At 73.3% G+C, this 23036-nt stretch carries 14 protein-coding genes; 9 read left to right on the top strand and 5 right to left on the bottom strand.

Features of this window, described 5'->3' with window-relative positions; all coding sequences use genetic code 11:
- The first annotated feature begins 120 nt into the window (after nt 1-120).
- The 5 genes from Saso_RS24810 (at nt 121) to Saso_RS24790 (ending at nt 6866) form a co-directional block, all read left to right on the top strand.
- Entirely contained in the window at nt 121-1389 is a 1269-nt protein-coding gene (locus Saso_RS24810) for an ABC transporter substrate-binding protein (RefSeq protein WP_189921537.1), read from the top strand.
- Between the two features lie 197 nt (nt 1390-1586).
- A complete protein-coding gene (locus Saso_RS24805) occupies nt 1587-3281 on the top strand; it encodes a glycoside hydrolase family 13 protein (RefSeq protein ID WP_372442484.1) in 1695 nt (564 codons plus the stop codon).
- 53 nt (nt 3282-3334) lie between these two features.
- Nucleotides 3335-4663 (top strand): ABC transporter substrate-binding protein, encoded by a 1329-nt coding sequence (locus tag Saso_RS24800; protein WP_189921541.1) that lies wholly within the window; start codon nt 3335-3337, stop codon nt 4661-4663.
- A gap of 5 nt (nt 4664-4668) precedes the next feature.
- Nucleotides 4669-6024: an ABC transporter permease gene (locus Saso_RS24795; protein WP_189921543.1), complete on the top strand. Its 1356-nt coding sequence runs from the start codon at nt 4669-4671 to the stop codon at nt 6022-6024.
- Entirely contained in the window at nt 6021-6866 is an 846-nt protein-coding gene (locus tag Saso_RS24790) for a carbohydrate ABC transporter permease (RefSeq protein WP_189921545.1), read from the top strand. Before Saso_RS24795 ends, Saso_RS24790 begins: the two co-directional genes overlap by 4 nt.
- Before the next feature lie 22 nt (nt 6867-6888).
- Here Saso_RS24790 and Saso_RS24785 read toward each other — a convergent pair whose 3' ends face one another.
- Together Saso_RS24785 and Saso_RS24780 are read right to left on the bottom strand one after the other, a co-directional pair.
- On the bottom strand, nt 6889-8688 hold the full coding sequence (locus Saso_RS24785; protein ID WP_189921548.1) for a protein kinase domain-containing protein: 1800 nt from the start codon (nt 8686-8688) through the stop codon (nt 6889-6891).
- A 243-nt stretch (nt 8689-8931) separates the two neighbouring features.
- Nucleotides 8932-10140: a PP2C family protein-serine/threonine phosphatase gene (locus Saso_RS24780; RefSeq protein ID WP_189921550.1), complete on the bottom strand. Its 1209-nt coding sequence runs from the start codon at nt 10138-10140 to the stop codon at nt 8932-8934.
- 776 nt (nt 10141-10916) lie between these two features.
- On the opposite strand from Saso_RS24780, the gene lanKC reads away from it, so the two are divergent.
- The 4 genes from lanKC (at nt 10917) to Saso_RS24760 (ending at nt 17679) form a co-directional block, all read left to right on the top strand.
- The gene (lanKC, locus tag Saso_RS24775) at nt 10917-13538 is read left to right on the top strand and encodes a class III lanthionine synthetase LanKC (RefSeq protein WP_189921552.1); all 2622 of its coding nucleotides are present in this window, start codon (nt 10917-10919) and stop codon (nt 13536-13538) included.
- A 94-nt stretch (nt 13539-13632) separates the two neighbouring features.
- Complete coding sequence (locus tag Saso_RS24770; RefSeq protein ID WP_020127262.1) at nt 13633-13758, top strand: SapB/AmfS family lanthipeptide; 126 nt, start codon at nt 13633-13635, stop codon at nt 13756-13758.
- Nucleotides 13759-13904: 146 nt separating this feature from the next.
- Nucleotides 13905-15719 (top strand): ABC transporter ATP-binding protein, encoded by a 1815-nt coding sequence (locus tag Saso_RS24765; protein WP_189921554.1) that lies wholly within the window; start codon nt 13905-13907, stop codon nt 15717-15719.
- Between the two features lie 61 nt (nt 15720-15780).
- The gene (locus Saso_RS24760; RefSeq protein WP_189921556.1) at nt 15781-17679 is read left to right on the top strand and encodes an ATP-binding cassette domain-containing protein; all 1899 of its coding nucleotides are present in this window, start codon (nt 15781-15783) and stop codon (nt 17677-17679) included.
- A 5-nt stretch (nt 17680-17684) separates the two neighbouring features.
- On the opposite strand, the gene Saso_RS24755 is transcribed toward Saso_RS24760, so the two are convergent.
- The 3 genes from Saso_RS24755 to Saso_RS24745 form a co-directional block, all read right to left on the bottom strand.
- Nucleotides 17685-18374: an SDR family oxidoreductase gene (locus tag Saso_RS24755; RefSeq protein WP_189921558.1), complete on the bottom strand. Its 690-nt coding sequence runs from the start codon at nt 18372-18374 to the stop codon at nt 17685-17687.
- 101 nt (nt 18375-18475) lie between these two features.
- Complete coding sequence (locus tag Saso_RS24750) at nt 18476-18793, bottom strand: STAS domain-containing protein (protein WP_189921560.1); 318 nt, start codon at nt 18791-18793, stop codon at nt 18476-18478.
- On the bottom strand, nt 18793-22950 hold the full coding sequence (locus tag Saso_RS24745) for a SpoIIE family protein phosphatase (protein ID WP_189921562.1): 4158 nt from the start codon (nt 22948-22950) through the stop codon (nt 18793-18795). Before Saso_RS24745 ends, Saso_RS24750 begins: the two co-directional genes overlap by 1 nt.
- Between the last annotated feature and the right edge of the window lie 86 nt (nt 22951-23036).

The following is a 23036-nucleotide window of genomic DNA, read 5'->3' as shown; positions in this document are numbered from 1 at the left end:
GCTGTCCTCCTCGCAGCCTCGTATTGTGTTCCAGGCCCTAGTATCGCCCATACCTAACGGGTATACATAGCCTCTGACTCCGGGCGAGGGTGCCCGGCGCGGGTGTACAGGGAGGAACCTATGCGGTGGATACGCGCCGCCGGTAGGGGCCTCCTCGTTCTCGCCGTCGTCCTGGCCGGGTACGGCGCGTCCGGCGCCGTGGCGAGCGGCGGGTCCGAGGGCCGCGGCCCGCTGACCCTGGCCACCGCCGGTGACCTCACCGGCTACCTCGGCCCCCTTCTCCAGGGCTGGAACCGAGCCCACCCCGGGGAGAAGGTCACCTTGGTCGAACTGCCGGACTCCGCGGACGAGACGCGCGCCCAGATGATCACCGATCTGCGCGCAGGTGCCCGCAGCCGGTTCGACGTCCTCAACATCGACGTGGCCTGGACCTCGGAGTTCGCGGCCGCCGGATGGATCCGTCCGCTGCCCGCGGACCGCTTCGCGCTGCGCAGCTTCCTGCGGCCGGTCGTGGACACGGCGACCTACGGCGGCCGGCTCTACGCGGTCCCCTACGTCACCAACGCCGGGCTGCTCCTGTACCGCAAGGACGTGCTCGCGGCCGAGGGCCTGCCGCCGCCGCGCACCTGGGCCGAACTGGAGCGGGACGCGAAGACCGTCGCCCCCCGGCACGGACTCGGCGGCTACGCGGGCCAGTTCCTGCCCTACGAAGGACTCACCGTCAACGCGGCCGAGGCGGTGTACTCGGCGGGCGGCACGATCCTCGGCGACGAGGGCGACCGCGTCACCGTGGGCTCCGCGGCCCGGGACGGCATCGGGTTCCTCGCCCGCGGCGTCCGCGAGGGCTGGATCCCCGCGGAGGCCCTCACCTACACGGAGGAGGAGTCCCGGCAGGCCTTCCAGGACGGACACCTGCTCTTCCTGCGCAACTGGCCCTACGCCTACGTCAGCGCCTCGGCCGCCGGCTCGGCGGTCGCGGGCCGGGTCGGCGCCGTACCCCTGCCCGGCCGCGACGGGCCCGGTACGAGCGTCCTCGGCGGCTCCAACCTCGCCGTCAACACGCACGCCGAGCACCCCGACACCGCCGCGCGTCTGATCGCGTACCTCACCGGCGAGGGGGTCCAGCGGCAGGTGCTCACTCGCGGCGCGCTGCCCCCCGTACGCGCCGACCTGTACGAGGACCCGGAGCTGGTGCGCCGGTTCCCGTATCTGCCGACCCTGCGCGAGAGCGTGCTGACGGCCGCCCCGCGCCCCAAGAGCCCCCGCTACGACCAGGTCAGCATGGTGGTCCAGGCGGTCGTGCACGACGCGCTGGCCGGGTATGCGACGCCCGCGGCCGCGGCGCGGCGGCTGGCCCGGGAACTGGCGGACATCCCCCGCAACGGCTGACGTACGCCCGTCGGCGCGTCGCTGTACGTCTTCTCCTCGGGCCGCGCTCCGGCCCGCCCCCTCCTAGTTACATGTTAGGTAACGCCGGCATATCAACCGGTGGCGATTTGTCCTGGTGGATCCATATATGCCTGCCGATTCGCCGAATCCCTGGCGCCCACTCGTTGACACCTCCGTGAAACGCCTACATAACATGCATGCATAACAGTCAGCCCGCACAGACAGGCCAACGGGTGAGCACCCAGCACATCGACACGCGCAGCGACACGCCCCGCTGGTGGCGTGAGGCAGTGATCTACCAGGTGTACGTCCGCAGCTTCCTGGACAGCACCGGCGACGGCGTCGGCGATCTCGCCGGAGTGCGCGCCGGACTGCCGTACCTCAAGAAGCTGGGCGTCGACGGGATCTGGCTGAGCCCCTTCTACCCCTCCCCGCAGCACGACCACGGCTACGACGTCTCCGACTACTGCGACGTCGACCCGCTCTTCGGCGACCTCGACGAGTTCGACCGGCTGGTGGCGGCCGCCCGGCGCCTGGGCGTCAAGGTGCTGCTCGACATCGTCCCCAACCACTGCTCCAGCGAGCACCCCTGGTTCCGCGAGGCCCTGGCCTCGGCGCCGGGAAGTCCCGCGCGGGCCCGCTTCCACTTCGCCGACGGCCGCGGGACGGACGGAGCCGAACCGCCCAACAACTGGCACGCCATGTTCGGCGGTCCGGCCTGGAGCCGCGTGACCGAGGCGGACGGCAGCCCCGGCCAGTGGTACCTGCACATGTTCACGCCCGAACAGCCCGACTGGAACTGGCGCGAACCGGAGGTCGCCGCCCACTTCGAGCGCGTGCTGCGCTTCTGGCTGGACCGGGGCGTGGACGGCTTCCGCATCGACGTCGCCGCGGGCCTCTTCAAGCACCCCGCCCTGCCCGACTCGCCCGACCCCGAGGCGGACGCCCGCACCCGCGACTCGGTCAACCCGCTCGCCTGGAACCAGCCCGAGGTGCACGACGTGTGGCGCCGCTGGCGGACGGTCTGCGAGCAGTACTCCGCCCGCGACGGCCGCGAACGGCTCCTGGTCGGCGAGGTGTCGGTGCCGACCGCCCGCGAGCACGCCAGGTACGTCCGCCCCGACGAGCTGCACCAGGCCTTCTTCTTCGACCTGCTCAGCGCCTCCTGGGACGCCGACGCCTTCCGCAAGGTCATCACGGAGGCCATGCAGGACATCGCGGGGACCGGATCGACCGTCACCTGGGTCCTCAACAACCACGACCAGGTCCGCACGGTCACCCGCTACGGCGAGCCGGCCGTCGAGGGCAGCGGACTCGGCGCCGCCCGCGCCCGCGCCGCCGCCCTCCTGCTGCTGGCCCTGCCCGGCGCCGCCTACATCTACCAGGGCGAGGAACTGGGCCTGCCCGAGGTCGTCGACCTGCCCGACGACGTGCTCACCGACCCGATCTTCCGCCGCACCGGAAGCCGCGCCCGCATCCGGGACGGCTGCCGGGTGCCGCTGCCCTGGTCCGGCCAGGCCTCACCGTTCGGCTTCACCTCCGGGGTCGACGGCACCAAGCCCTGGCTACCGCAGCCCGAGTACTTCGCCGAGTACGCCACCGACCGCGCCCTCGCCGACACCCGTTCCTTCTGGCACCTCTACCGCGACGGCCTCCAGTTGCGCGCCACCCTGCCCCAGCTCGGCGAGGGCACCCTGCGCTGGCTCGACACCCAGCCCGGCGTCCTCGCCTTCGCCCGCGGCGACGGCCTGGTCTGCGCCGTCAACTTCGGCACGGCGCCCGCCCCGGCGCCCGTCCCGGGCGTTCCCCTGCTGTCCAGCGGCCCCTGCCGGGCCGGGGTCCTCCCCGGTTCCACGGCCGCCTGGTGGATCGGCGACGACACCGGTTCCTGAGCCCGGCCCACCCCTATCCCGTCAACTCCCCATCCTTCGAAGGGACATCAACGATGATGCGACGACGTACCACTCTGCTCACCGGCTGCACGGCACTCGCCCTCGCGTTCGGCGCGACCGCCTGCGGAGGAGGCGGCCCCGTCTCCGCGGGCGGCGGCGACCAGGCACTGAGCGGCCAGACGGTCTCCGTGGCCGGTGTCTGGTCCGGCGCCGAGCAGAAGAACTTCCAGAAGGTGCTGGACGCCTTCACCGAGAAGACCGGCGCCAAGACCCAGTTCGTCTCCACCGGCGACAACGTCTCCACCGTCGTCGGCAGCAAGATCGAAGGCGGCAACGCCCCCGACGTCGTCATGGTCCCGCAGGTCGGCGTGCTCCAGCAGTTCGCCGCACAGGGCTGGCTCCAGCCGTTGTCACCGGCCGTCCGGAAGTCGGTCACCGCCAACTACGCGCCGGTCTGGAAGAACTACGGCAGCGTCAAGGGCACCCTGTACGGCCTCTACTTCAAGGCCGCCCACAAGTCGACCGTCTGGTACAGCCCCGACGCCCTCGACCAGGCGGGCGTCAAGCCGCCGAAGACCTACGACGACCTGCTCGAGGCCGGTCACGCCGTCTCCGACTCCGGCCTCGCCGCCTTCTCCGTCGCGGGCCAGGACGGCTGGACCCTCACCGACTGGTTCGAGAACGTCTACCTCTCCCAGGCGGGCCCCGAGAAGTACGACGCCCTCGCCGCGCACGAACTCAAGTGGACCGACCAGAGCGTGGTCGACGCCCTCACCACGCTCGGCAGGCTCTTCAAGGACAAGCAGCTGCTGGCGGGCGGCCAGAAGGGGGCCCTCAACACCGACTTCCCCGGATCCGTCGAGAAGGTCTTCGGGCCGAAGCCGCAGGCGGGCATGGTCTACGAGGGCGACTTCGTGGCCGGGGTGGCCAAGGACCAGTTCGGCCGCAAGATCGGCGAGGACGCGAACTTCTTCCCCTTCCCGCCCGTCGGCGGCGGCACCGCACCCGTGGTCAGCGGCGGCGACGCGGCCGTCGTCCTCAAGGACGGCGAGAACGCCAAGGCCGGCATGGCGCTCCTGGAGTACCTCGCCACCCCGCAGGCCGCCGCCGTGTGGGCCGAGGCGGGCGGTTTCCTCTCTCCCAACAAGAAGCTCGACCCCGCCACCTACGGCGACGACGTCACCCGGACCACCGCCGAGTCCCTCATAGCCGCCGGTGACTCCGTCCGCTTCGACATGTCCGACCAGGCACCGGCCGCGTTCGGCGGCACGAAGGGCGCCGGCGAGTGGAAGGTCCTCCAGGACTTCCTGCGCGACCCCTCCGACCCGAAGGCGACGGCCGCGCAGCTGGAGACCGCCGCGGCCAAGGCCTACAAGGGCTGACGGGGATGACCGCCACCCTCACGAAGACGGCCCCGCCGCCCGCCGCCACCGCCGCCCGAAAGTGGCGGGCCCGGCGGCGGGGCCGGACCCTCGCCCTGCTCTTCGTCCTGCCCGCACTGCTCCTGCTCGGCGCCCTGGTCGTCTACCCGGTGCTGTTCTCGGTCGGGCGCAGCTTCTTCGACGCCTCCGGGACCCGGTTCGTGGGCGGCGACAACTACACCGAGATGTTCCGCGACCCCGCCACGCTCAAGGCCGTACGCAACACCGCGGTCTGGGTGGTCGTGGCGCCGACCCTGCTGACCGGCCTCGGCCTGATCCTCGCCGTCCTCGTCGAGAAGGTGCGCTGGGCGACGGCGTTCAAGCTGCTGCTCTTCATGCCCATGGCCGTCTCCTTCCTGGCCGCGGGCATCATCTTCCGGCTGGCCTACGACGAGGACCCCGACAAGGGCGTCCTGAACGCGGCGGCCGTCGGGATCCACGACGCCTTCCGTGACACCTCCTCCTACCCGACGGCCCGGGCCCGTGACGGCCAGGGCATCACCCACGGCGCCGACGGCTCCTACCGCACCGGCACGACCGTGTCGCCGGGCGACACCGTCGCCCTCGGCATGGTCGGCGTACCGCCCAAGGAGCTTCCGGCGGGCGCCGGACCCGCCCGGGCGGCGGCCGCCCGCCAGGCCGGCCCCGACGAACTGCGCGGCGTGGTCTACCTGGACTTCACCCCCGGCGGGGGCGGGAGACAGGGAGTGGTGGACAGCCGGGAGAGCGGGCTGCCCGGGATGACGGTCCAGGCTGTGCGGGACGGGAAGACCGTCGCGAGCACCACCACCGCGGCCGACGGCTCCTTCCGCTTCGGGGGACTGGAGGCGGGCCCGTACACCGTCGCCCTCCCGGGCTCGAACTTCGCCCCGCCCTACGACGGCGTCTCCTGGCTCGGTCCCGCACTGGTCACCCCGGCGATCATCGGCGCCTACCTGTGGATCTGGACCGGCTTCGCGATGGTGCTGATCGGCGCGGGCCTGTCCACGCTGCCGCGCGATTCGCTGGAGGCGGCGCGGATGGACGGCGCCAACGAATGGCAGGTGTTCCGCCGGATCACCGTGCCGCTGCTGGCACCCGTGCTGACGGTGGTCTTCGTGACCCTCGTCATCAACGTGATGAAGGTGTTCGACCTCGTCTACATCATCGCGCCCGGCCCGGTGCAGGAGGACGCCACCGTCCTGGCCACCCAGATGTGGCTGGTCTCCTTCGGCGGCGGCAACGACCAGGGGCTCGGCAGCGCCCTCGGTGTGCTGCTCCTGCTGCTGGTCGTGCCCGCCATGGTCTTCAACGTCCGCCGCTTCCGAGGGAGTCAGCGATGAAACTCAGTGCGCTGCGGCGCGGGCTCGGCAACAGTGCGGTGCAGGCCGTCCTCGTGGTCGTCGGCCTGCTCTGGCTGACACCGCTCGCCGGACTGCTCGTGTCGTCCCTGCGGTCGGCCCGGGACACGGCCGAGGGCGGCTGGTGGACCGCGCTCACCAGCCCGGGACAGCTCTCCTTCGACAACTACTCGGCGCTGCTGGGCAACGCCGGCATCACCCGGGCGTTCTGGAACACCGTGCTCATCTCGGTGCCGGCGACGTTCCTCGTGGTGGTGATCGCCGCGCTGGCCGGATACGCCTTCGCCTGGCTGGAGTTCCCCGGCCGTGACGTCCTCTTCCTCCTCGTCGTGGCACTCCTCGTGGTGCCCGTGCAGATCGGTCTGCTGCCGGTGGCCAAACTCTTCGGCCAGCTGGGGCTGTTCGGCACGATCCCGGGCGTCGTCCTCTTCCACGTCTCCTACGGACTGCCGTTCGCGATCTTCCTGCTGCGCAACTACTTCGCCGAGATCCCGCGGGAGATGCTGGAGGCGGCCCGCATGGACGGGGGCAGCGAGTGGCGCATCTTCACCCGGCTCGTGGTGCCGGTGGGACGGCCCGCCCTGGCGAGCCTGGCCATCTTCCAGTTCCTGTGGGTGTGGAACGACATGCTGGTGGCCCTGCTCTTCGCCGACAGCTCGGCACAGCCGCTGACCGTGGAACTCCAGTCACAGATAAGGCAGTTCGGCAGCAACATCGATGTGCTGGCGCCGGGCGCGTTCCTCTCGCTGATCGTGCCGGTGGCCGTGTTCTTCGCCTTCCAGCGCCACTTCGTCCAGGGCGTCATGGCGGGGTCGGTGAAGTAGCCGGCGGGCCGGCCCGCCGGGGTCACTGCTCGGTCGTGACGAACCGCAGACGGCGCCGGGCGCGCGGCGGGGCGCTCCTGCGGGCACGGACCTCCTGGACCACGGCGGCGACGACCACCAGGCCCCAGGCCAGCGAGAACGCCCCTGCCTGCTCGTCCGATCCGAACGCCAGCCAGCCGACGCCCAGACCGCCCAGGGTGACCCCGCAGGCCGCCGCCAGGGTCGACAGCCGCCGCCGGTCCAGGGCGCGGAACAGGCAGAGCGCGGCGAGGACGAGGACCGGGACGGCGAACACCTCGATGTCGTCGTGCGCGGCGGAATCGGGGTAGATCTCGGCCTGCGCCGGGGCGTACCCGCCGCTGTAGTCGCTCTCGAAGAGGTGGTAGCCGGAGGAGTCGGTGGGCAGCTCGGAGTAGGTCTGGTAGGTCGAGTCGTAGGAATAGAGCGTGCCGAAACTGCTCTCCGTCACCGTGGTGGTGTCGTAGTCGTGCGAGGCGCCGCCGATGCTGACACTCGCGACGACCAGGGCTCCCGCTCCCCACCACAGGAGGGCCGAGGTGAGGGGAAGCCAGCGGAACAGGGCGAGGCCGAGCACGACGGCGGCCATCCACACGGCGACGAACTCGTCGTCCGAGTCACCGAAGGCGTCCAGGTAGCCGAAGCCGACGACGCCGGACACCACGATGCCCAGCAGGGCGACCGGTCTGCCGCCGCCCAGGGCGAGCCGCCGCTCACCCGCGGAGTCCGACGGCGTCCGCACATCACCCGGGGTGCCTGGGGCTCCCGGGTGTGCGGGGGCGGCAGGTCCGCCCGGCGGTGGCGCGGCGGGTCGGGGCGGAGCCGGCGCGGTGCGGGTCTCCTGCTCGGCCAGGGCCGTGTGCCCGGGACCCGTCGCCGAGTCGGCCCGTGCGCGTCCGGGCGGCCCGGCGGGCGCGTCGGGCGCGCCCGGAGCCGGTGCGGCGGCCCGCGGGCCCGGCACGGCCGCCGGGCCGCTCAGTGCGATGAGGGTCGCGTCCAGCGTGTCGCGCAGCTCCGCGGCGCTGCCCAGCCGGTGCGCACGGTCCTTGGCCAGGGTCCGCAGCACGAGGTCGTCGACCACGGCCGGGATCTGCGGGCGCAGCCGGGAGGGCGCGACCGGCTCCTGGCTGATGTGCTGGTGCATCACCGCGAAAGGGGAGTCCCCGAGGAACGGCGGGCGCCCCGTCAGCAGTTCGTACAGCAGACAGCCCGTGGAGTACTGGTCGGAGCGGCCGTCCACCGGCTCACCGGTGAGCTGTTCGGGGGAGAGGTAGGCGGGCGTGCCCACGGTCATGCCCGTCGCGGTGAGCCGCGTGGTGGTCTCCGCGACGACCTTCGCGATCCCGAAGTCCAGTACCTTGATGCCGCCTTCGGACGTCAGCATGACGTTGGACGGCTTGATGTCGCGGTGGATCAGGCCCTGGGCGTGGCTGTGGGCGAGGGCGTCCGCGATGTCCCTGCCGACCGCCAGGGCCCGCTCGACCGTGAACGCGCCGTCGGCCAGCACGTCCGTCAGGGTGCGCCCTCGGATGAACTCCATCACCAGGAACGGCGTCGTCTCGCCGTCGGTGGTGTCCTCCCCGACGTCGTGCAGCACGGCGACATTGCGGTGGTTGAGGGAGGCGACGGTGCGCGCCTCCCGTCGGAAGCGGACCCGGAACTCCTCGTGCCGGGTGAGCTCCGGCGGCAGCACCTTCACGGCTACGGTGCGCCCGAGCTCCCGGTCGGTGGCCTTCCAGACCTCTCCCATTCCGCCGCGTCCGACCGCGTCGAGCAGTTCGTACCGCGCCGCGAGCACCCGCATGGTCCTGCCCCCTGGTGACATGGGCCGGCCCCGCCACAGCCCGGCGGCCCGAAGTTCCGGATCACGGCAGAGGAAGGGGCGGCGCCACCGGCAACCCCCGGCGCCGCGGTGCCCTTCGCGCGGCCGCCCGCTCACCATACTGGCGGGAATTCACGCAGGGGACAATCGGCGCCCGGTAGTACAAATGTGCGCCATATGTGGGTCGTCGGCACCGGGTTTCCGCCATGCGGTGCGTACGACGCGTCAGGCTCCGCCGGCGACGTCCTGGCGGAGTCCTCCGTAGCGGGAGCCGTGCCAGTCGAGGCACAGGACGGTGGCGTCGTCCCTCGGCTGCCGGCCGGCGTAGGCGTCCCGGACCGCCCCGACCATCGTGCGGACGGCCTCGCGCGGATGCTCGGCCGCGGTCTCGGCCAGCAGGCGGCGCAGGTCGACGGTCTGCGCGTCGCGTTCCTGCATGCCGTCGGTGTAGAGCACGAGACGGTCGCCGGGGCGCAGGTCCAGGTCCTGCACCCGGTACGCGCCCTGTCCGACGGCGCCGAAGGGCATGTTCACCGCCAGCCGCAGCTCCTCGACCGTGCCGTCGCGCAACCGCAGCGGCCAGGGGTGACCGGCGTTGACGAGCTGCGCTCTGCTCCCGTCGAGCGCGATGCGCACCAGCTGGCCGGTGGCGAAGGTGCGCCGGCCGTGGTCCAGGAGGGCCTGGTGGGTCTGGCGGGCCTGTTCGGCGAGGTCGGCCCCGGCGCGGCGGGCGCCTCGGGAGGCGTTGACCAGCAGGGTGGCCATGAGTGAGGCGTCCACGTCGTGGCCCATGGCGTCGGTGACGGACAGGTGCAGGGTGTCCTGGTCCAGGGAGTAGTCGTAGGTGTCGCCGGCGATGTCGGAGGCCGGGACCAGGGCGCCCGCGAGGTCGAATTCGGCCGCTTCGCAGGACGAGGCCGAGGGCAGCAGCTGGCGCTGGATCTCCGCGGCGAGACTGACCGAGGTGGTGCGGTTGCCCCAGTGGTAGAGGTCGGTGAAGCGGCGGTCGGTGACGATGATGTACGCCAGCGCGTGCGCGGCCTCCCCCACCTGCTCCAGCACGTCCTCGGTGACCTGGCCGAGGAACAGTTCCAGGACGCCGATGGTGTCCCCGCGGTTGGTGACGGGGGCGAGCACCCGCTGCCCGTGGCCGTTGCCCTCCTCGGCTGTACGTACCAGCTTCTGGGTGCGCAGGACCTCGTCGTAGACGCTGCTGCCGGCCAGGGGCACCTGTTCCGCGCGGTGCTCTCCCGCCTCGCCCTTCTCGTTCACCCGCAGCAGGCGCCGTCCCACGACGTCCACGAACAGGAACGAGACGTAGCGCGCGCCGAACCGGTCGCGCAGATTGCGTGCCACGATGTCGAGAGACCCGACCGGGGCGGCTTGCTCCGCCGCCGCCAGTACCTCGGCCAGTCCGATCCGGTCCCGCGTCACATCAGCCTCCTTGGATTACGGTCCTCCTTCCCCGGGATGCGGCGGCCATCACCCCGGAGTGATCCGGGCGCGCATACGCCTCCGGGCCGCGGTCCGGACACCACAGCCGGAAGCCGAAGGCTCGGCACCCCGGGGCCGGAAGGCCCGGAGTTCCGGGGTCGGTGCCCGCAGCCCCGGGATCGGTGGCCGGGGTCCGGGTGGGGCCGCCGGGCCGGGACGGCGGTCCACCGCGTCCTTTCCCGGACCGTACACGTCCGGGCACGGGCCGGTTTCCGAGCGACCCGGGGCGATCCGGAACCGCCGGCCCCGACCGGATCGAGCCGGACCGCGCTGTGCGGCTTTCCGCTCCGGCTGTACCGGCCAAGGACCCGGAACGCGGGCCGGCGGCCGGAAAACGGGAATCCCGCACCTTCCGGAATGTCCCGTGCGCCCTTCGGAATGTCCGGCGCCGCGCCTGAATCTACGCGTCCGGATCCGTGTGACGGCCAATGGTGATGGCACGTGTGTACGGCCCCTTCGAGAACGTCCCAGGTGAGGGACCGAACGCATATGCGCGGTGAACATGAAGAGCAGAACGGCGGGGCGTCCGGGCTTCGCGCGCCCCGACGTGCGCGCTGAATGCGCTCTGCCGACCGGTGCCGGCGGTGGCTTACCTTCACATCGCAGGACGAAAACCGGTCAACCTACCACTCCGCAAAGGAGCTGGAGGGGAACACCGTACGTACTGCATTCGTCCGGGGAATGGCCTGTCGCTGACTTGGGGGAGCGTTATGGACATGCGCTACGAAGCGTTTTCGTACGCCGACAAGGTGTTCTACGACTCGCCGGTCCGCTGGGCGGCCATGGAGGAGTTCGCAGCGGTCGGCGAGCCGTTACCCGCCGGCTGGCTGAGCTCCTCGAGAGAGGTGTGGGTGGGCCGTCGGCCCGCCGACGTCGAACTGCCCGACCAGGGGTGGAAGATCCACGTGTCCGCCTGTATGGACAACGCGGAGCACATCCTGGCCGTCGTCGGCGCGTACTGCGTCGAGCGGCGTGTGGCCTACAAGTTCCTGCGCAGCCCGGCGCTCGTGCAGACCCAGAACGCGAAGTACGCCTCCCGCGGGTCGAGCGGCAAGTTCATGACCCTCTACCCCGTCGACGAACCCGAACTCGAACGGTGTCTCACCGAGCTGGACGAGGCGCTCGCCGGCCTGCGCGGGCCGTACATCCTCAGCGACCTGCGCTGGCGCAACGGACCGCTGTACCTGCGCTACGGCGGGTTCACCGAACAGTTCTGCCGCTCGGAGACGGGTGAGCTCGTCCTCGCCCTGCGCGAGCCGTCGGGCAGGCTCCGCCCGGACGTACGGCGCGCGGTGTTCGAGGTACCCGACTGGGCTCCCGTGCCGGCCGTCCTGGCCCAGGCGCTGGCCGACCGGGCCGCCACGAGCAGAGCCGAGTTCCCCTACACGGTGGAGAGAGCCCTGCACTTCTCCAACGGCGGCGGCATCTACATGGGCCGTCCCGTCGGGGGCGGCGACGAGGTGGTCCTCAAGGAGGCGCGCCCGGACGCCGGTCTCGACCAGCGCGGCGACGACGCCGTGCTCAGACTCGGCAGAGAACACGACATCCTGCGCCGACTGGAGGGCATACCCGCCGTACCCCGCGCGCTCGACTACCTCACGGCCTGGGAACACCACTTCCTGGTGCAGGAGTACGTGCCCGGCGAGACCCTGAACAGATGGTTCGGCCGGCGCTACCCCCTGGTCCACCCCGACCCCGGCCGGGACACGATCGACCGCTACCGGGAAGAGGCGCTGACCGTCCTCGCCGGCATCGAGGAGGGCCTGAGCGCCATCCACGCCCGCGGTGTCGTCTTCGGAGACCTGCACCCGCGCAACCTGATCGTCCGGCCGGACGGCAGAGTCTGCTTCGTCGACTTCGAACTCGCCTCGCCCGTCGACGCGTTCGTCAGACCCGCGCTCGGCGCCGCGGGCTTCGCGGCCCCTCCCGACCTGCACGGCCTCGCGATCGACCGGTACGCGCTCGACGCCCTGCGGCTGTGGATCTTCATGCCACTCCTCCAGCTGACCTCGCTGGACCCGGGGAAGCGGGACGAGCTGGTCGCGGCGGCCACCAGACGCTTCGGGATACCCGCCGACGCGGTCGGCGGCCGGCCCGACGCGCCACCGGGGGCGACCGCACCGCCCGCACCGGCCCACGCACCACCGTCCGGACCGACGGCCTCCCGGCCGGCCGGACGGGAGGCGCCGGCCGGCCTGTTCAGCGGCGACCGCGCGGACTGGCCGGCCCTGCGGGACTCCCTGGCCGCCGCGATCGACGCCAGCGCCACCCCCGAGCGCACCGACCGACTCTTCCCCGGAGACCCCAGCCAGTTCACCCACGACGGACTCGGCCTCGCCTACGGCGCGGCGGGCGTGCTCTGGGCCCTGCACACCGTGGGCGCCCAGGTCCGGCCCGGCCACGTCGAATGGCTCGAGGAGGCCGTCGCACGCGAACCCTGCCGCCCCGGCCTCTACACCGGTGCCCACGGAGTGGCCTTCGCGCTGGACCGCCTCGGCCGCGTCCGGCAGGCCCACAACCTCCTGGACCGGCTCCTGAAGGATCCCCTGGACGGCCAGGGGAGCGACCTGGCCGGCGGACTGCCCGGCATCGGACTGACCCTGCTGCACTTCGCCGACACCACGGCCGACGCCTCCCTGCACGCCGTCGCGCTCGATGTCGCCGACCGGCTCGCCGCCCGCCTGAAACCGGACGCCGCCACCGCGGGCCCCGCCCCCGGCAGGCGCCCAGGGCTCCTGCACGGCCCCTCCGGAGCGGCGCTGTTCTTCCTCGCCCTCCACGACAGCACCGGTGACTCCGTGCTGCTGGACCTCGCCGAACAGGCCCTCGACCTGGACCTGGCCCGATGCGTCCTCGGCGAGGACGGAACCCTCCAGGTGGACGACGGCAGCCGTGTCCTGCCCTATCTGGAGTCCGGCAGCGCCGGCATCGCCGCCGCCCTCCACGCCCTCCTGCGCCACCGCCCCGACCCCGACAGGCAACGCAGCCTCGATCAGATCCGGGGCGCCGCCGAGCCCGAGTTCATCGTCCAGTCCGGACTCTTCAACGGACGGGCCGGCCTGATCCTCCTGCTGCACCTGCTCCAGGACGGGACCGGAGCCCACGCCCCGGTCGTCCGACGGCACATCCGGCGCCTGGTCTGGCACCTCGTCCCCTACGAGGGACACGCGGCCTTCCCCGGCGAACAGCTCCTGCGGCTGTCCATGGACCTCGCGACCGGCTCGGCGGGCGTCCTGCTCGCCCTCGGCTCGGCCCTCGCGGACACCCCGGCGCTGCCCTTCTGGAACGGCCGACGGGTGGCGGAGCCCGCGCCCCTCCCGCTCCCCGAGGCGTCCTGACCCCTACGGCAGCGCCCCCTGCGACGCACACCGTCGCACCCAGAGTTTCCGGCGACCGCCGGGAAGCACCACACCGAAGTGACAGGAGAACACCATGTCCATCCTCAGCCTGCAGGCCCTGGAGACGCCCGAGGAGACCACCGAGTACCTGTCGGTCCTCAGCTCCCTCAGCGCCGTCAACTGCACCAACAGCACCGTCAGCACGCTGCTGTGCCTGTAGTCACCGCCGCTGGACCCCGGCCGTCCGACCGCCCCACTCTCGGATGACCTGGTGAACAGAGCCGGCCCGGGCTGAGGGACAGCCCGGGCCGGCGTTTCTCGTGCCGCCCCGCGAACCGCCCGCCCCACTCCCGCAGGAGCTTCCGTATGGGACAGGACCACCGACCTCAGCCGCAGCGGAGCGGGGCTGGATCGCGTACGGCTCCTTCCACCTTCGCACATGAGACACCGTCACCGGGAAGCCGCCCGCCGGGCGTCGGCGCCCGCTGGTGGTGGCCCACCGTCCTCGCCCTGTCGGTGACGGGGAGCTCGGCCGCAGCGCTGCTGCTGCCCGGCGTCCTCGCCACCGCCGTCGACAGGGCGCTGTCCGGCGGCGCCACCACCGGGGGAGCCCTGCCGCTCGCCGCCGTCCTCGCCCTGCTCACCGCGGCCGAGACCCTCGCGCAGTACGCGGGTCCGCGCACCACCGCGGAGGCGACCGCGCGGCTGCGCGCCGCCCTCGTCCGGCACCTCATGGCCACCGGTCTCTCTCCCGACCGGCGGACGACGACCGGCGACCTCGTCGCCCGGCTGACCGCGAGCGCCGCCGAGGCCGGACTGAGCGTCCAGGCGGCCGTCTACGCCGTCGCCCAACTCGCCATGGCGGCGGGCTCGGTGGTCGCCCTCGGGCTGCTCGCCCCGGAACTCGCCGCCGCCTTCCTCGTCACCGCCCCCGCGGGCTGGCTGCTGCTCCGCCGCCAGCTGCGGCGCACCGTGCGGCGCGGTGAGGGCTACCAGGAGGCCCAGGCCGCCGTGGCCGCCCGGCTGCTGGACGCCCTGGCCGGCCGCCGGACCATCGCCGCCGCCGGAACCGTCGACCGTGAGATCGAACGCGTCCTCGGACCCGTACCGGAGCTGTCCCGGCACGGACGCGCCCTGTGGGACAGCCAGCGCCGCGTCGCGTGGTCCACCGGACTGCTCGCCCCCGCCACACAGATCACCGTGATCGCCGTCGCCGGGTACGAGCTCTCCACCGGCACCCTCGGCGCCGGTGACCTCGTGGCCGCGCTCGGCTACGCCACGCTGGGGCTCGGCGGCTTCGGCGCCGCGCAGAGCTTCCTCGACCACGCCCGCGCCCGCGCCGGACACCGCCGGGTCCAGGAGGTCCTCGCCCGGCCCCGGCAGCCGCCCGGCCTGCGCCGCCTGCCGCCGGGCCCCGGACGCGTCGAGCTGCGCGGGGTCACCGTGCGCCGGTCGGACGCCACCGTGCTCGACGCACTGGACCTGACCCTGCCCGCCGGACGGTGTGTCGCCCTGGTGGGCCGCTCCGGCGCGGCCACCTCACTGCTGGCGGCGGTGGCCGGCGGGCTCGTGACACCGGAGCGGGGCACCGTGCTGCTCGACGGTGTGCCGACGGACGAGATCCGGCCCGGTGACCTCCGCGCCGCCGTCGCCTACGCCTTCGCGGACCCGGAGCTGACGGGCGCCACCGTGTTCGACGCCCTGGCCGTCGCCGCCGAGCCGCTCCCCGCGGACCGGGTCCGCGCGGCCGCGCGCGCCGCCCAGGCCGACACCTTCGTCCGACGGCTGCCCGCCGGGTACCGGACCCCCGTCCGCGACGCGCCCCTCTCGGGAGGCCAGCGGCAGCGCCTCGGGCTCGCCCGCGCCCTCGCGCGCGACGGCCGGCTGCTCGTCCTCGACGACGCGACGTCGAGCCTGGACTCGGCCACCGAGGCCGCGGTGCTGCGCGCGCTGGACGACACCCACGGCGGCCGGACCCGCCTGGTGGTGACCCGCCGTACGGCGACGGCCGCCCGCGCCGACCTCGTGGCCTGGCTCCACGAGGGCCGCATCAGGAAGGTCGCCCCGCACGACGAACTGTGGCGCGTCCCCGCCTACCGGCGGATGTTCCTCGGCACCGACGACACCACCGACGCCCCCGACACCGAGGACGTGATCCCCGCGGAGGCCCCCGAGCGCTGAACCCGGCCCCGGGGGACGGAGACGACCGCCGAGAGACCGAGAAGACGAGAGGACGGCACCCATGGCGGACCGCACCGCCCGCCCGCCCCACCGCGCCGCGCGCCACCGGACCCCGCCTGGCCCCCGTACGCCCCAAGGCACAGCGCCGCACGGCACACCGGCCCGCGGGACCGCGTACCGGACCGCCCGGTCCCTCGCCTCGGCCAACGGCACTGCCCTGCGCCTGATCCGCGACAGCCTCGCGGCCCGCCGTGCCGCCGCCCTCCGGCTGACCTGGTGGACCCTGCTCTCCGCCGCACCCGCCCTCGTGTCCGGCAAGGCCCTCGCCCTCGCCGTGGACCAGGGATTTCTGGCGGGCCGTCCCCGCACGGCTGCCCTCGGACTGGGCCTGTTCGCCGTGTGCACCCTCGGGGGTGCCTGGGCGAGCCGGCAGACCTATCCGTGGCTCGCCGAGATCGTGGAGCCGAAGCGGGACCGGCTGCTGCGGGACGTCGTCACCGGCACCCTGCACCGTGCGGTGGCTCCGGGGCCCGACCGGGGCGACGACGGTGCCGCCGTCGCCGTCGCCCGCCTCACCCGGCAGGTGGAGGCCGTCCGGGACGCGCTCGCCGGCCAGCTCATGCTGCTGTGGCAGTTCGTCCTGACGGTCGTCGCCGTCGTCGCGGGCACCGCCGTCGTCGCCCCGGCCGCCGTTGCCCTGGTCGCCGCCCCGCTGCTCGTGGCGCTCGCCCTCTTCGCCCTCCTGGCACCCGCGAGCGTCCGCCGGCAGCGCGAGGCGTTCGACGCGGAGGAGAAGCTGGCCGCCCGCACGGTGGAGACGCTCACGGCACTGCGCGACATCGTCGCCTGCGGGGCCCACGACCACGCCCGGCGCGAGGCCCTCGACGCCGTGGGGCACCACCTGCGGACCTCCCGGGCCCTCGCCTCCGTGTCGGCGCTGCGCCGCCTCATCGTGGCCCTCGGCGCGCACAGCCCCCTGCTGCTCGTCGTCCTCGCCGCGCCCGGACTGCACGCCCGCGGGACGACCGCCGGCGCGATCGTGGGCGTGCTCGGCTATGTCCTGGCGACCCTGGAACCGGCGATCCGCCTGCTGGTGCAGGGCCTCGGCGCGTCCTGGCTGCGGCTGGCCGTCGCCGCCGAGCGACTCGCCGAGGCCGCGCGCCTCCCGGACCCCCTCCCGGACCCCGACCCCGGCCTGCGGCCCGCGGACGGCTCGGCAAAGCTGCGCGGTGTCACCTTCGCGTACGGCCCGCGGGCCGAGCCCGTCCTCGACGGGCTGGACCTGTCCCTCGCGGACGGCGAACACCTGGTGGTCGTCGGCCCGTCCGGCATCGGCAAGTCCACCCTGGCCGACGTCCTGACCGGGATGCTCTCCCCGTGCCGCGGGCAGGTCGTCCTCGGCGGTGTGCCCCTCGACCGCGTCGCCGGGGCCGAACGGGCGCGCGCCCGCGTCCTGTTGCCGCAGACCCCCTACGTGTTCGCGGGCACCCTGCGCGAGAACCTCTGCTATCTCGCCCCCGGCACCCCGGACCGGGTCCTCGCCGAGGCGGTGACGGAACTCGGGATGACCGACCTGGTGGAACGGCTGGGCGGTGTGGACGGCCACGTCGGTCCGGCGGGGCTGTCCCTGGGGGAGCGCGAACTCGTGGCCCTGGCCCGCGCCTACCTGTCGGACGCCGGGCTGGTCGTCCTCGACGAGGCCACCGGTCATCTGGACGCGGCGGCCGAACAGCAGGTCGAGGAGGCGTTCCGCCGGCGGCCCGGCACGGTCGTCACCATCGCCCACCGGATGAACGCGGCCCGCCGGGCCGACCGCGTGCTGCTCCTGGACGGGAGCCGTCCACGCCTCGGCACGCACCGGGCACTGCTCGACGACGTCCCCTTCTACCGCGATCTGATGGGGCACTGGGACACCGGTGCGGCCGGGGCGGGCCGCACCGGTGCCGACCGTGCGGGGTGACGGACTCAGGAGCCCGGACGCAGCATCAGATCGCTCATCGTCGCGTCCCGCGGCAGATCCAGCGCCGTGACCACGGCGGCCGCCACCGACGCCGGGCTCATGTGGGCGTCCGGGTCGTAGGGGAGACCGAACTGCTCGTGCAGACGGACCTGCATCGGGGTGTCCGTCTCGCCGGGATACACGGTGGTGACCCGGACGCCGTGCGCGTACTCCTCCGCCCGCAGGGACTCGGCCAGTGCCTTCAGACCGAACTTGGACGCCGCGTAGGCGCTCAGCCGCGGCGGTGCGTGCACGCCCGCGCCCGAGTTCACGAAGACGACGTGCCCCCGGCCCTTGCGCAGCGCGGGCAGCAGCAGACCCGTCAGCTCGGCCGGGGCGATCAGGTTCACCGCGAGCGTGTCCTGCCAGACCCGTGCGCCCAGCTCACCGACCCGGCCCGACTCGACCACCCCGGCCACGTGCAGCAGTGAGTCGAGCCGCGCGGGTAACTCCTGTGCCTCCAACCGGGGCCGCACGGAGCCCGGTTCGGACAGATCGGCGACGAGGGTACGGCTCCCCGGGAACCGGGCGCGCAGGTCCGCGGCCCGTGCCTCGTCGCGGGCCAGCAGCCACAACTCCTGTCCGCGGGACGTGAACAGCGTGGCCACCGCCGCGCCGATACCGGATCCGGCACCTGTGATGAGGTGAACTCCCATGACGCGATACATGCCCCGTGCGCGCGCCGCACCCCCGCTCCGCCGGGGAGCCGAGGGCGCTCACCGGGGGCGCACGGAGGCGGGGCCGTCGGGGACGGCTGTCACCGCGGGGGCGTGCCGGTGTCGTCGTCCGGTCTCAGCCGGACCTCGACCAGACGGGCGAGGCCGGAGACCGCCAGGACCGGTTGGAGCAGCGGGGTGGCGACGATCTCGAGCCGCTCGGCATGGGCGAACAGCACGTTGAGGCCGGCGCTGTCGAGGTACTCCACGCCGGTCAGGTCGACGACGAGCGGCCCCCGCACGTCGTCGATCGCGTCGGCGAGCGTGGTGCTGTTGCTCATGTCGATCTCGCCCGCGACGGTGAGGAGGCTTCCGCCGGCGGAGGTCCGTCCGTGCGTGAGGGTCAGCTGAGTGGGCATTACGCGATCCTCGTGTGCATCTCGACGGTGGTGCCCGAGGGCCCGGGGGTGATGGTCACTTCGTGCGCCAGCGCCTTCATGATGCCCAGGCCCCGGCCGCGGTGGGGCGTGTCGGCCGGGTTGCCGGGCTTCCAGCTCCCGCTGTCCGCCACCGTCACCCGCACGGTGTCGGAGGAGGTCTCGGCGGACAGCCGGATGATCCCTTCGTGGAAGGCCCGGTGGCCGTGCTCCACGGCGTTGGCGCAGGCCTCGCCCGCGGCGATGAGCACGTCCTGCGCGGTGCGCCGGGGCAGCTCGCACCGGGCCAGCCACTCGCGCAGCGCGTGCCGCGCGCCGGCGAGCTGCCCCGACTCCGCCGGGAAGGCGAACTGCAAGGGGCCGGGGTGCCGGTACAGCAGGAGGGCGACGTCGTCGTCGTAGCCGTTCGCGGGGGCCAGTTCGGCCATGAGCCGGTCGGCCAGTTCCCGCGCGCCGAGGTCCCGGCCCGCGCCCATGACCTCACCGGCCTGGTCGATGCCCACGTCCAGCGGCTGCCGCCGTCGCTCGACGAGACCGTCGGTGTAGACCAGCAGGGAGGACCGCGCCGGGATCGGGCACACGTGCTCGGGACGGCCGAGGTCGGGGCGGACGGCCAGGGGGAGCGCGTGCCCGGCTTCGAGGCGGCGGGTGCTGCCGTCGGGGAGGGCGAGCACGCCGGGCGGGTGGCCGGCGCTGGAGTAGGTCAGGTCCCCGGTCCGCGGGTCGAGGACACCGCAGAACACGGTGGTGCACATGGCGCCGGGGATGCCGCGGGCGAAGTGGTCGAGGGCCGAGAGCGTGCGGGCCGGGCTGGGGTCCTGGAGGAACAGGGCGCGGCAGGCGCTGCGCAGCTGGCCCATCACGGTGGCGGCCTGGAGACCGCGTCCGACGCAGTCGCCGACGACGATGCCGATCCGGCCGTCCGGCAGCTCGACTACGTCGTACCAGTCGCCGCCGACCTCCAGCGGAGGAGTGGCGGGCTCGTAGCGCGCGGCGAATCCCTCGGGCAGCCGTGAGGGGCCGAGGATGGCGCGTTGCAGGGTGAGGGCGGTCTCGCGCTGCTGGTCGATCTGGTGGGCGCGGGTGAGCGCCTGGGCCAGATGACCGGCGAGGAGCGCGAGGAGCAGTTCGTCCTCGGGGCTGAAGCGTCGTCCCGGGCCCAGCTCGATCCACAGCGCCATGGGGCCGTCGGGGTGCTCCAGGAGGACACCCGCTCCGGTCGTCTCGTGGACCGCGGTGAGCAGGGGCTGGTTGCGGAGGTCGCCGATGGTGCGCCGCCGCTCGGCCGGGATGTCCTGCCAGGTCAGTGGGCGGGTCGCGGTCAGGCGCGGCGGACCGTCCGCGAACACCGCCGACAGGACGTGCTCGGCGTGCCACAGTTCCCGCAGCTGTTCCAGGGACGCCGTGAGCGCTTCGTCCAGGCCGGTCGCCTCGGCGAGGCGGGTGCTCAGCGAGGCGAGGGCGCTCTCGCGCTGGACGGCGTGGCGTTCGGCCGTGACGTCCCGGAAGGTGCCGACGATCATGCGGCGGCCGCTGTCGGGGTCGCGGGCGTCGTTGAAGGCGGCGCTGACGTACAGCCGGTGCCCGTTGCGGTGGACGAGGGGCAGGGTGTGGTTGCCGTGTCCGTGCGTCAGCAGGTGGGCGAAGGCGTCGGCCACCTGCCGGTGCGCCTCGGGATCGGTGCCGGCGTCCGGCCACCACGGGTGGGCGCGGGAGTAGGGCAGCCCCTCGGTGCCGTGCCCGAGCATCTGGGTGAACGCGGCGTTGATCTCCAGGACGGTACCGGTGTCGTCCATGACGAGGAGGGCTTCCTGGAGCGAGTCCACGAGCGCGGCGCGCCAGCGCACGTGGTGGGTGCGCAGCCGGGCCAGTTCCACGTTGGCGCGCACCCGGGCCAGCAGTTCGGCCGCGGCGAAGGGCTTGACCAGGTAGTCGTCCGCGCCCGCCGACAGGCCCTCGATGGACGCCTCCTGTCCCGCCCGGGCGGAGAGCAGCAGGACGGGTACCGAGGCGGTCCGGGTGTCCGAGCGCAGGGCCCCGACGAGGGCCAGGCCGTCCATCAGCGGCATCATGACGTCGCTGACGATGAGGTCCGGGGTGCGGGCGCGGGCCGCCGCGAGGGCCGCGAGGCCGTCGCTCACCGCGTCCGCCCGGTAGCCGGCCTCGGAGAGGATGCGGACCAGGTACTCGCGCATGTCGGCGTTGTCGTCGGCGACCAGGATCCGGGCGCGTTCCGCCGGCGGGGAACCGGCGGGCGGTGTCGAGGGGTCGTGGGCGCTCTTGTCCCGGACGGCGGTTCCGGTGCCGGCGGGCAGCCAGCGCAGTGCTTCCTGGACGTAGGGCACGGCGGCGGACGACGCGGGCCGGGACCGGGACGGCTCGCGGACCGCGTCGGCGGGCAGGTGGGCGGAGCCGAAGGGCAGCCGGACGGTGAAGCGTGTGCCGAGGCCGGGAGTGCTCTCGGCCGAGATGGTCCCGCCGTGCAGCACGACCAGCTCCCGGACGAGGGCGAGGCCGATGCCGCTGCCTTCGTGGGAGCGGGCGCGGACTCCGCTGATGCGGTGGAAGCGTTCGAACAGACGCGGCATCTCGTCCGCGGCGATACCGACGCCCGTGTCGGTGACGGTCACCACCGCCCGGTCGTCCTCCTCCCGGACGGTGACGTGCAGGGAGCCCTCGAAGGTGAATTTGAGGGCGTTGCTGAGCAGGTTGAGCATCACCTTCTCCCACATGTCCCGGTCGACGTGGACCGGACGGTCGAGCGGCGGGCAGTCGACGACCAGGTCGAGGCCCGCCCGGTCCACCGCCGACCGGAAGACGCTGGCGAGCTCGGCGGTCAGCGCGGCCAGGTCCACCGGCTCGTAGGACGCCTGCATCCGGCCCGCCTCGATGCGGGAGAAGTCCAGCAGGGTGTTGACCAGCTTGCCCAGGCGCAGCGCGTTGCGGTGGATCGCCGCCAGCTCCTGCCCGATCTGCCCGTCGGCGTCCGCGAGGCGCTTCTGGAGTTCCTCGACGGGCCCCGAGATCAGGGCGAGGGGGGTGCGGAACTCATGGCTGATGTTGGAGAAGAACGTCGTCTTCGCCCGGTCGAGTTCGGCGAGCTCCTCCGCCCGCCGCTGCTGGGCCCGGTAGCCGCGGGCCGTCCCGATCCCGGCGGCGAGGTATCCGGCGACCAGCTCGACGAAACCCCGGTACTCCTCGTCCAGCTCCCGATACCTGTTCAGCGCGGCGACGAGGAAGCCGTAGGGGGCGGCTCCCGGTTGCACCAGCGGTACCACCAGGGCCTGGACGGGGGGTTCGGTCCAGGCGCCTGAAGGCAGGCCCGCGGCGAGACGGGGGTCGAGCTCGGTCTGCACGGTCGCGCCGTCCGCGAGGGCCGCCACCGGCCACGGGGCGCCGGGGTCGTCGGGCGACAGGAACTCCGGGGCCGCCGGATGGCCGGCCGGCATGCCGGTGGTGCAGGCCAGGTGCGCGCCGTCGTCGTCGAGGAGGTAGGTGAGCGTGAACGGCAGGTCGGCGAGGTTGTGTTCGAGCTGACGGCCGAGGAAGGCGAGCGTCTCGGTCTCCGTGCGGATGACACTGGGGTCGGAGCCCAGATCGCGCAGGGTCGCCATCCGGCGTGCGCCGATGACACGCTCGGTGTCCTCGCTGACCACGCACAGCATGCCCACCACGGCGCCGGCGTCCTCGCGCAGCGGGCTGTAGGAGAACGTGTGGTACGTCTCCTCGCGGTACCCGGACCGTTCCAGGAACAGCTGGAGACCCTCGTCCCAGGTGGCCTCGCCGGTGGACAGGACCCGGTCGACCCGCGGGGCGACGGCGGGCCAGATCTCCGACCAGACCTCGGCGGCGGGGAGCCCCAGCGCCCAGGGGTACTTGCGGCCCAGCGTGTTGTGGCGGTAGGCGGCGTTGCACAGGAAGGTGAGGTCGGGGCCCCAGGCCATCCACATGGAGAAGCGCGAGGACAGCAGGATGCGGACCGCTGTCCGCAGGCTCTGCGGCCAGTCGGCGGGCGGCCCGAGCGGTGTGGCCGCCCAGTCCACGGCGGCCAGGTCACCACCGATCTCGGGGTCGGCGGCGAAGACGTCGGACCAGTCCGCGCCGTCCGCGTCGTTCCCGCCGCTGTCCGCATGTGCCACCGGGTACCTGCTTCTCGTTCGTGAGCGGTGCGCGTGCCCTCCGTGGCCCGCGAGGATGAAGCCGTGCTGCTTCCTCTGCCGATCCT

The sequence above is a fragment of the Streptomyces asoensis genome (genome assembly GCF_016860545.1).
Classification (GTDB): domain Bacteria; phylum Actinomycetota; class Actinomycetes; order Streptomycetales; family Streptomycetaceae; genus Streptomyces; species Streptomyces asoensis.
The sequence above is the reverse complement of the archived record's forward strand: the minus strand, read 5'-3'. Positions and strand labels throughout refer to the sequence as shown.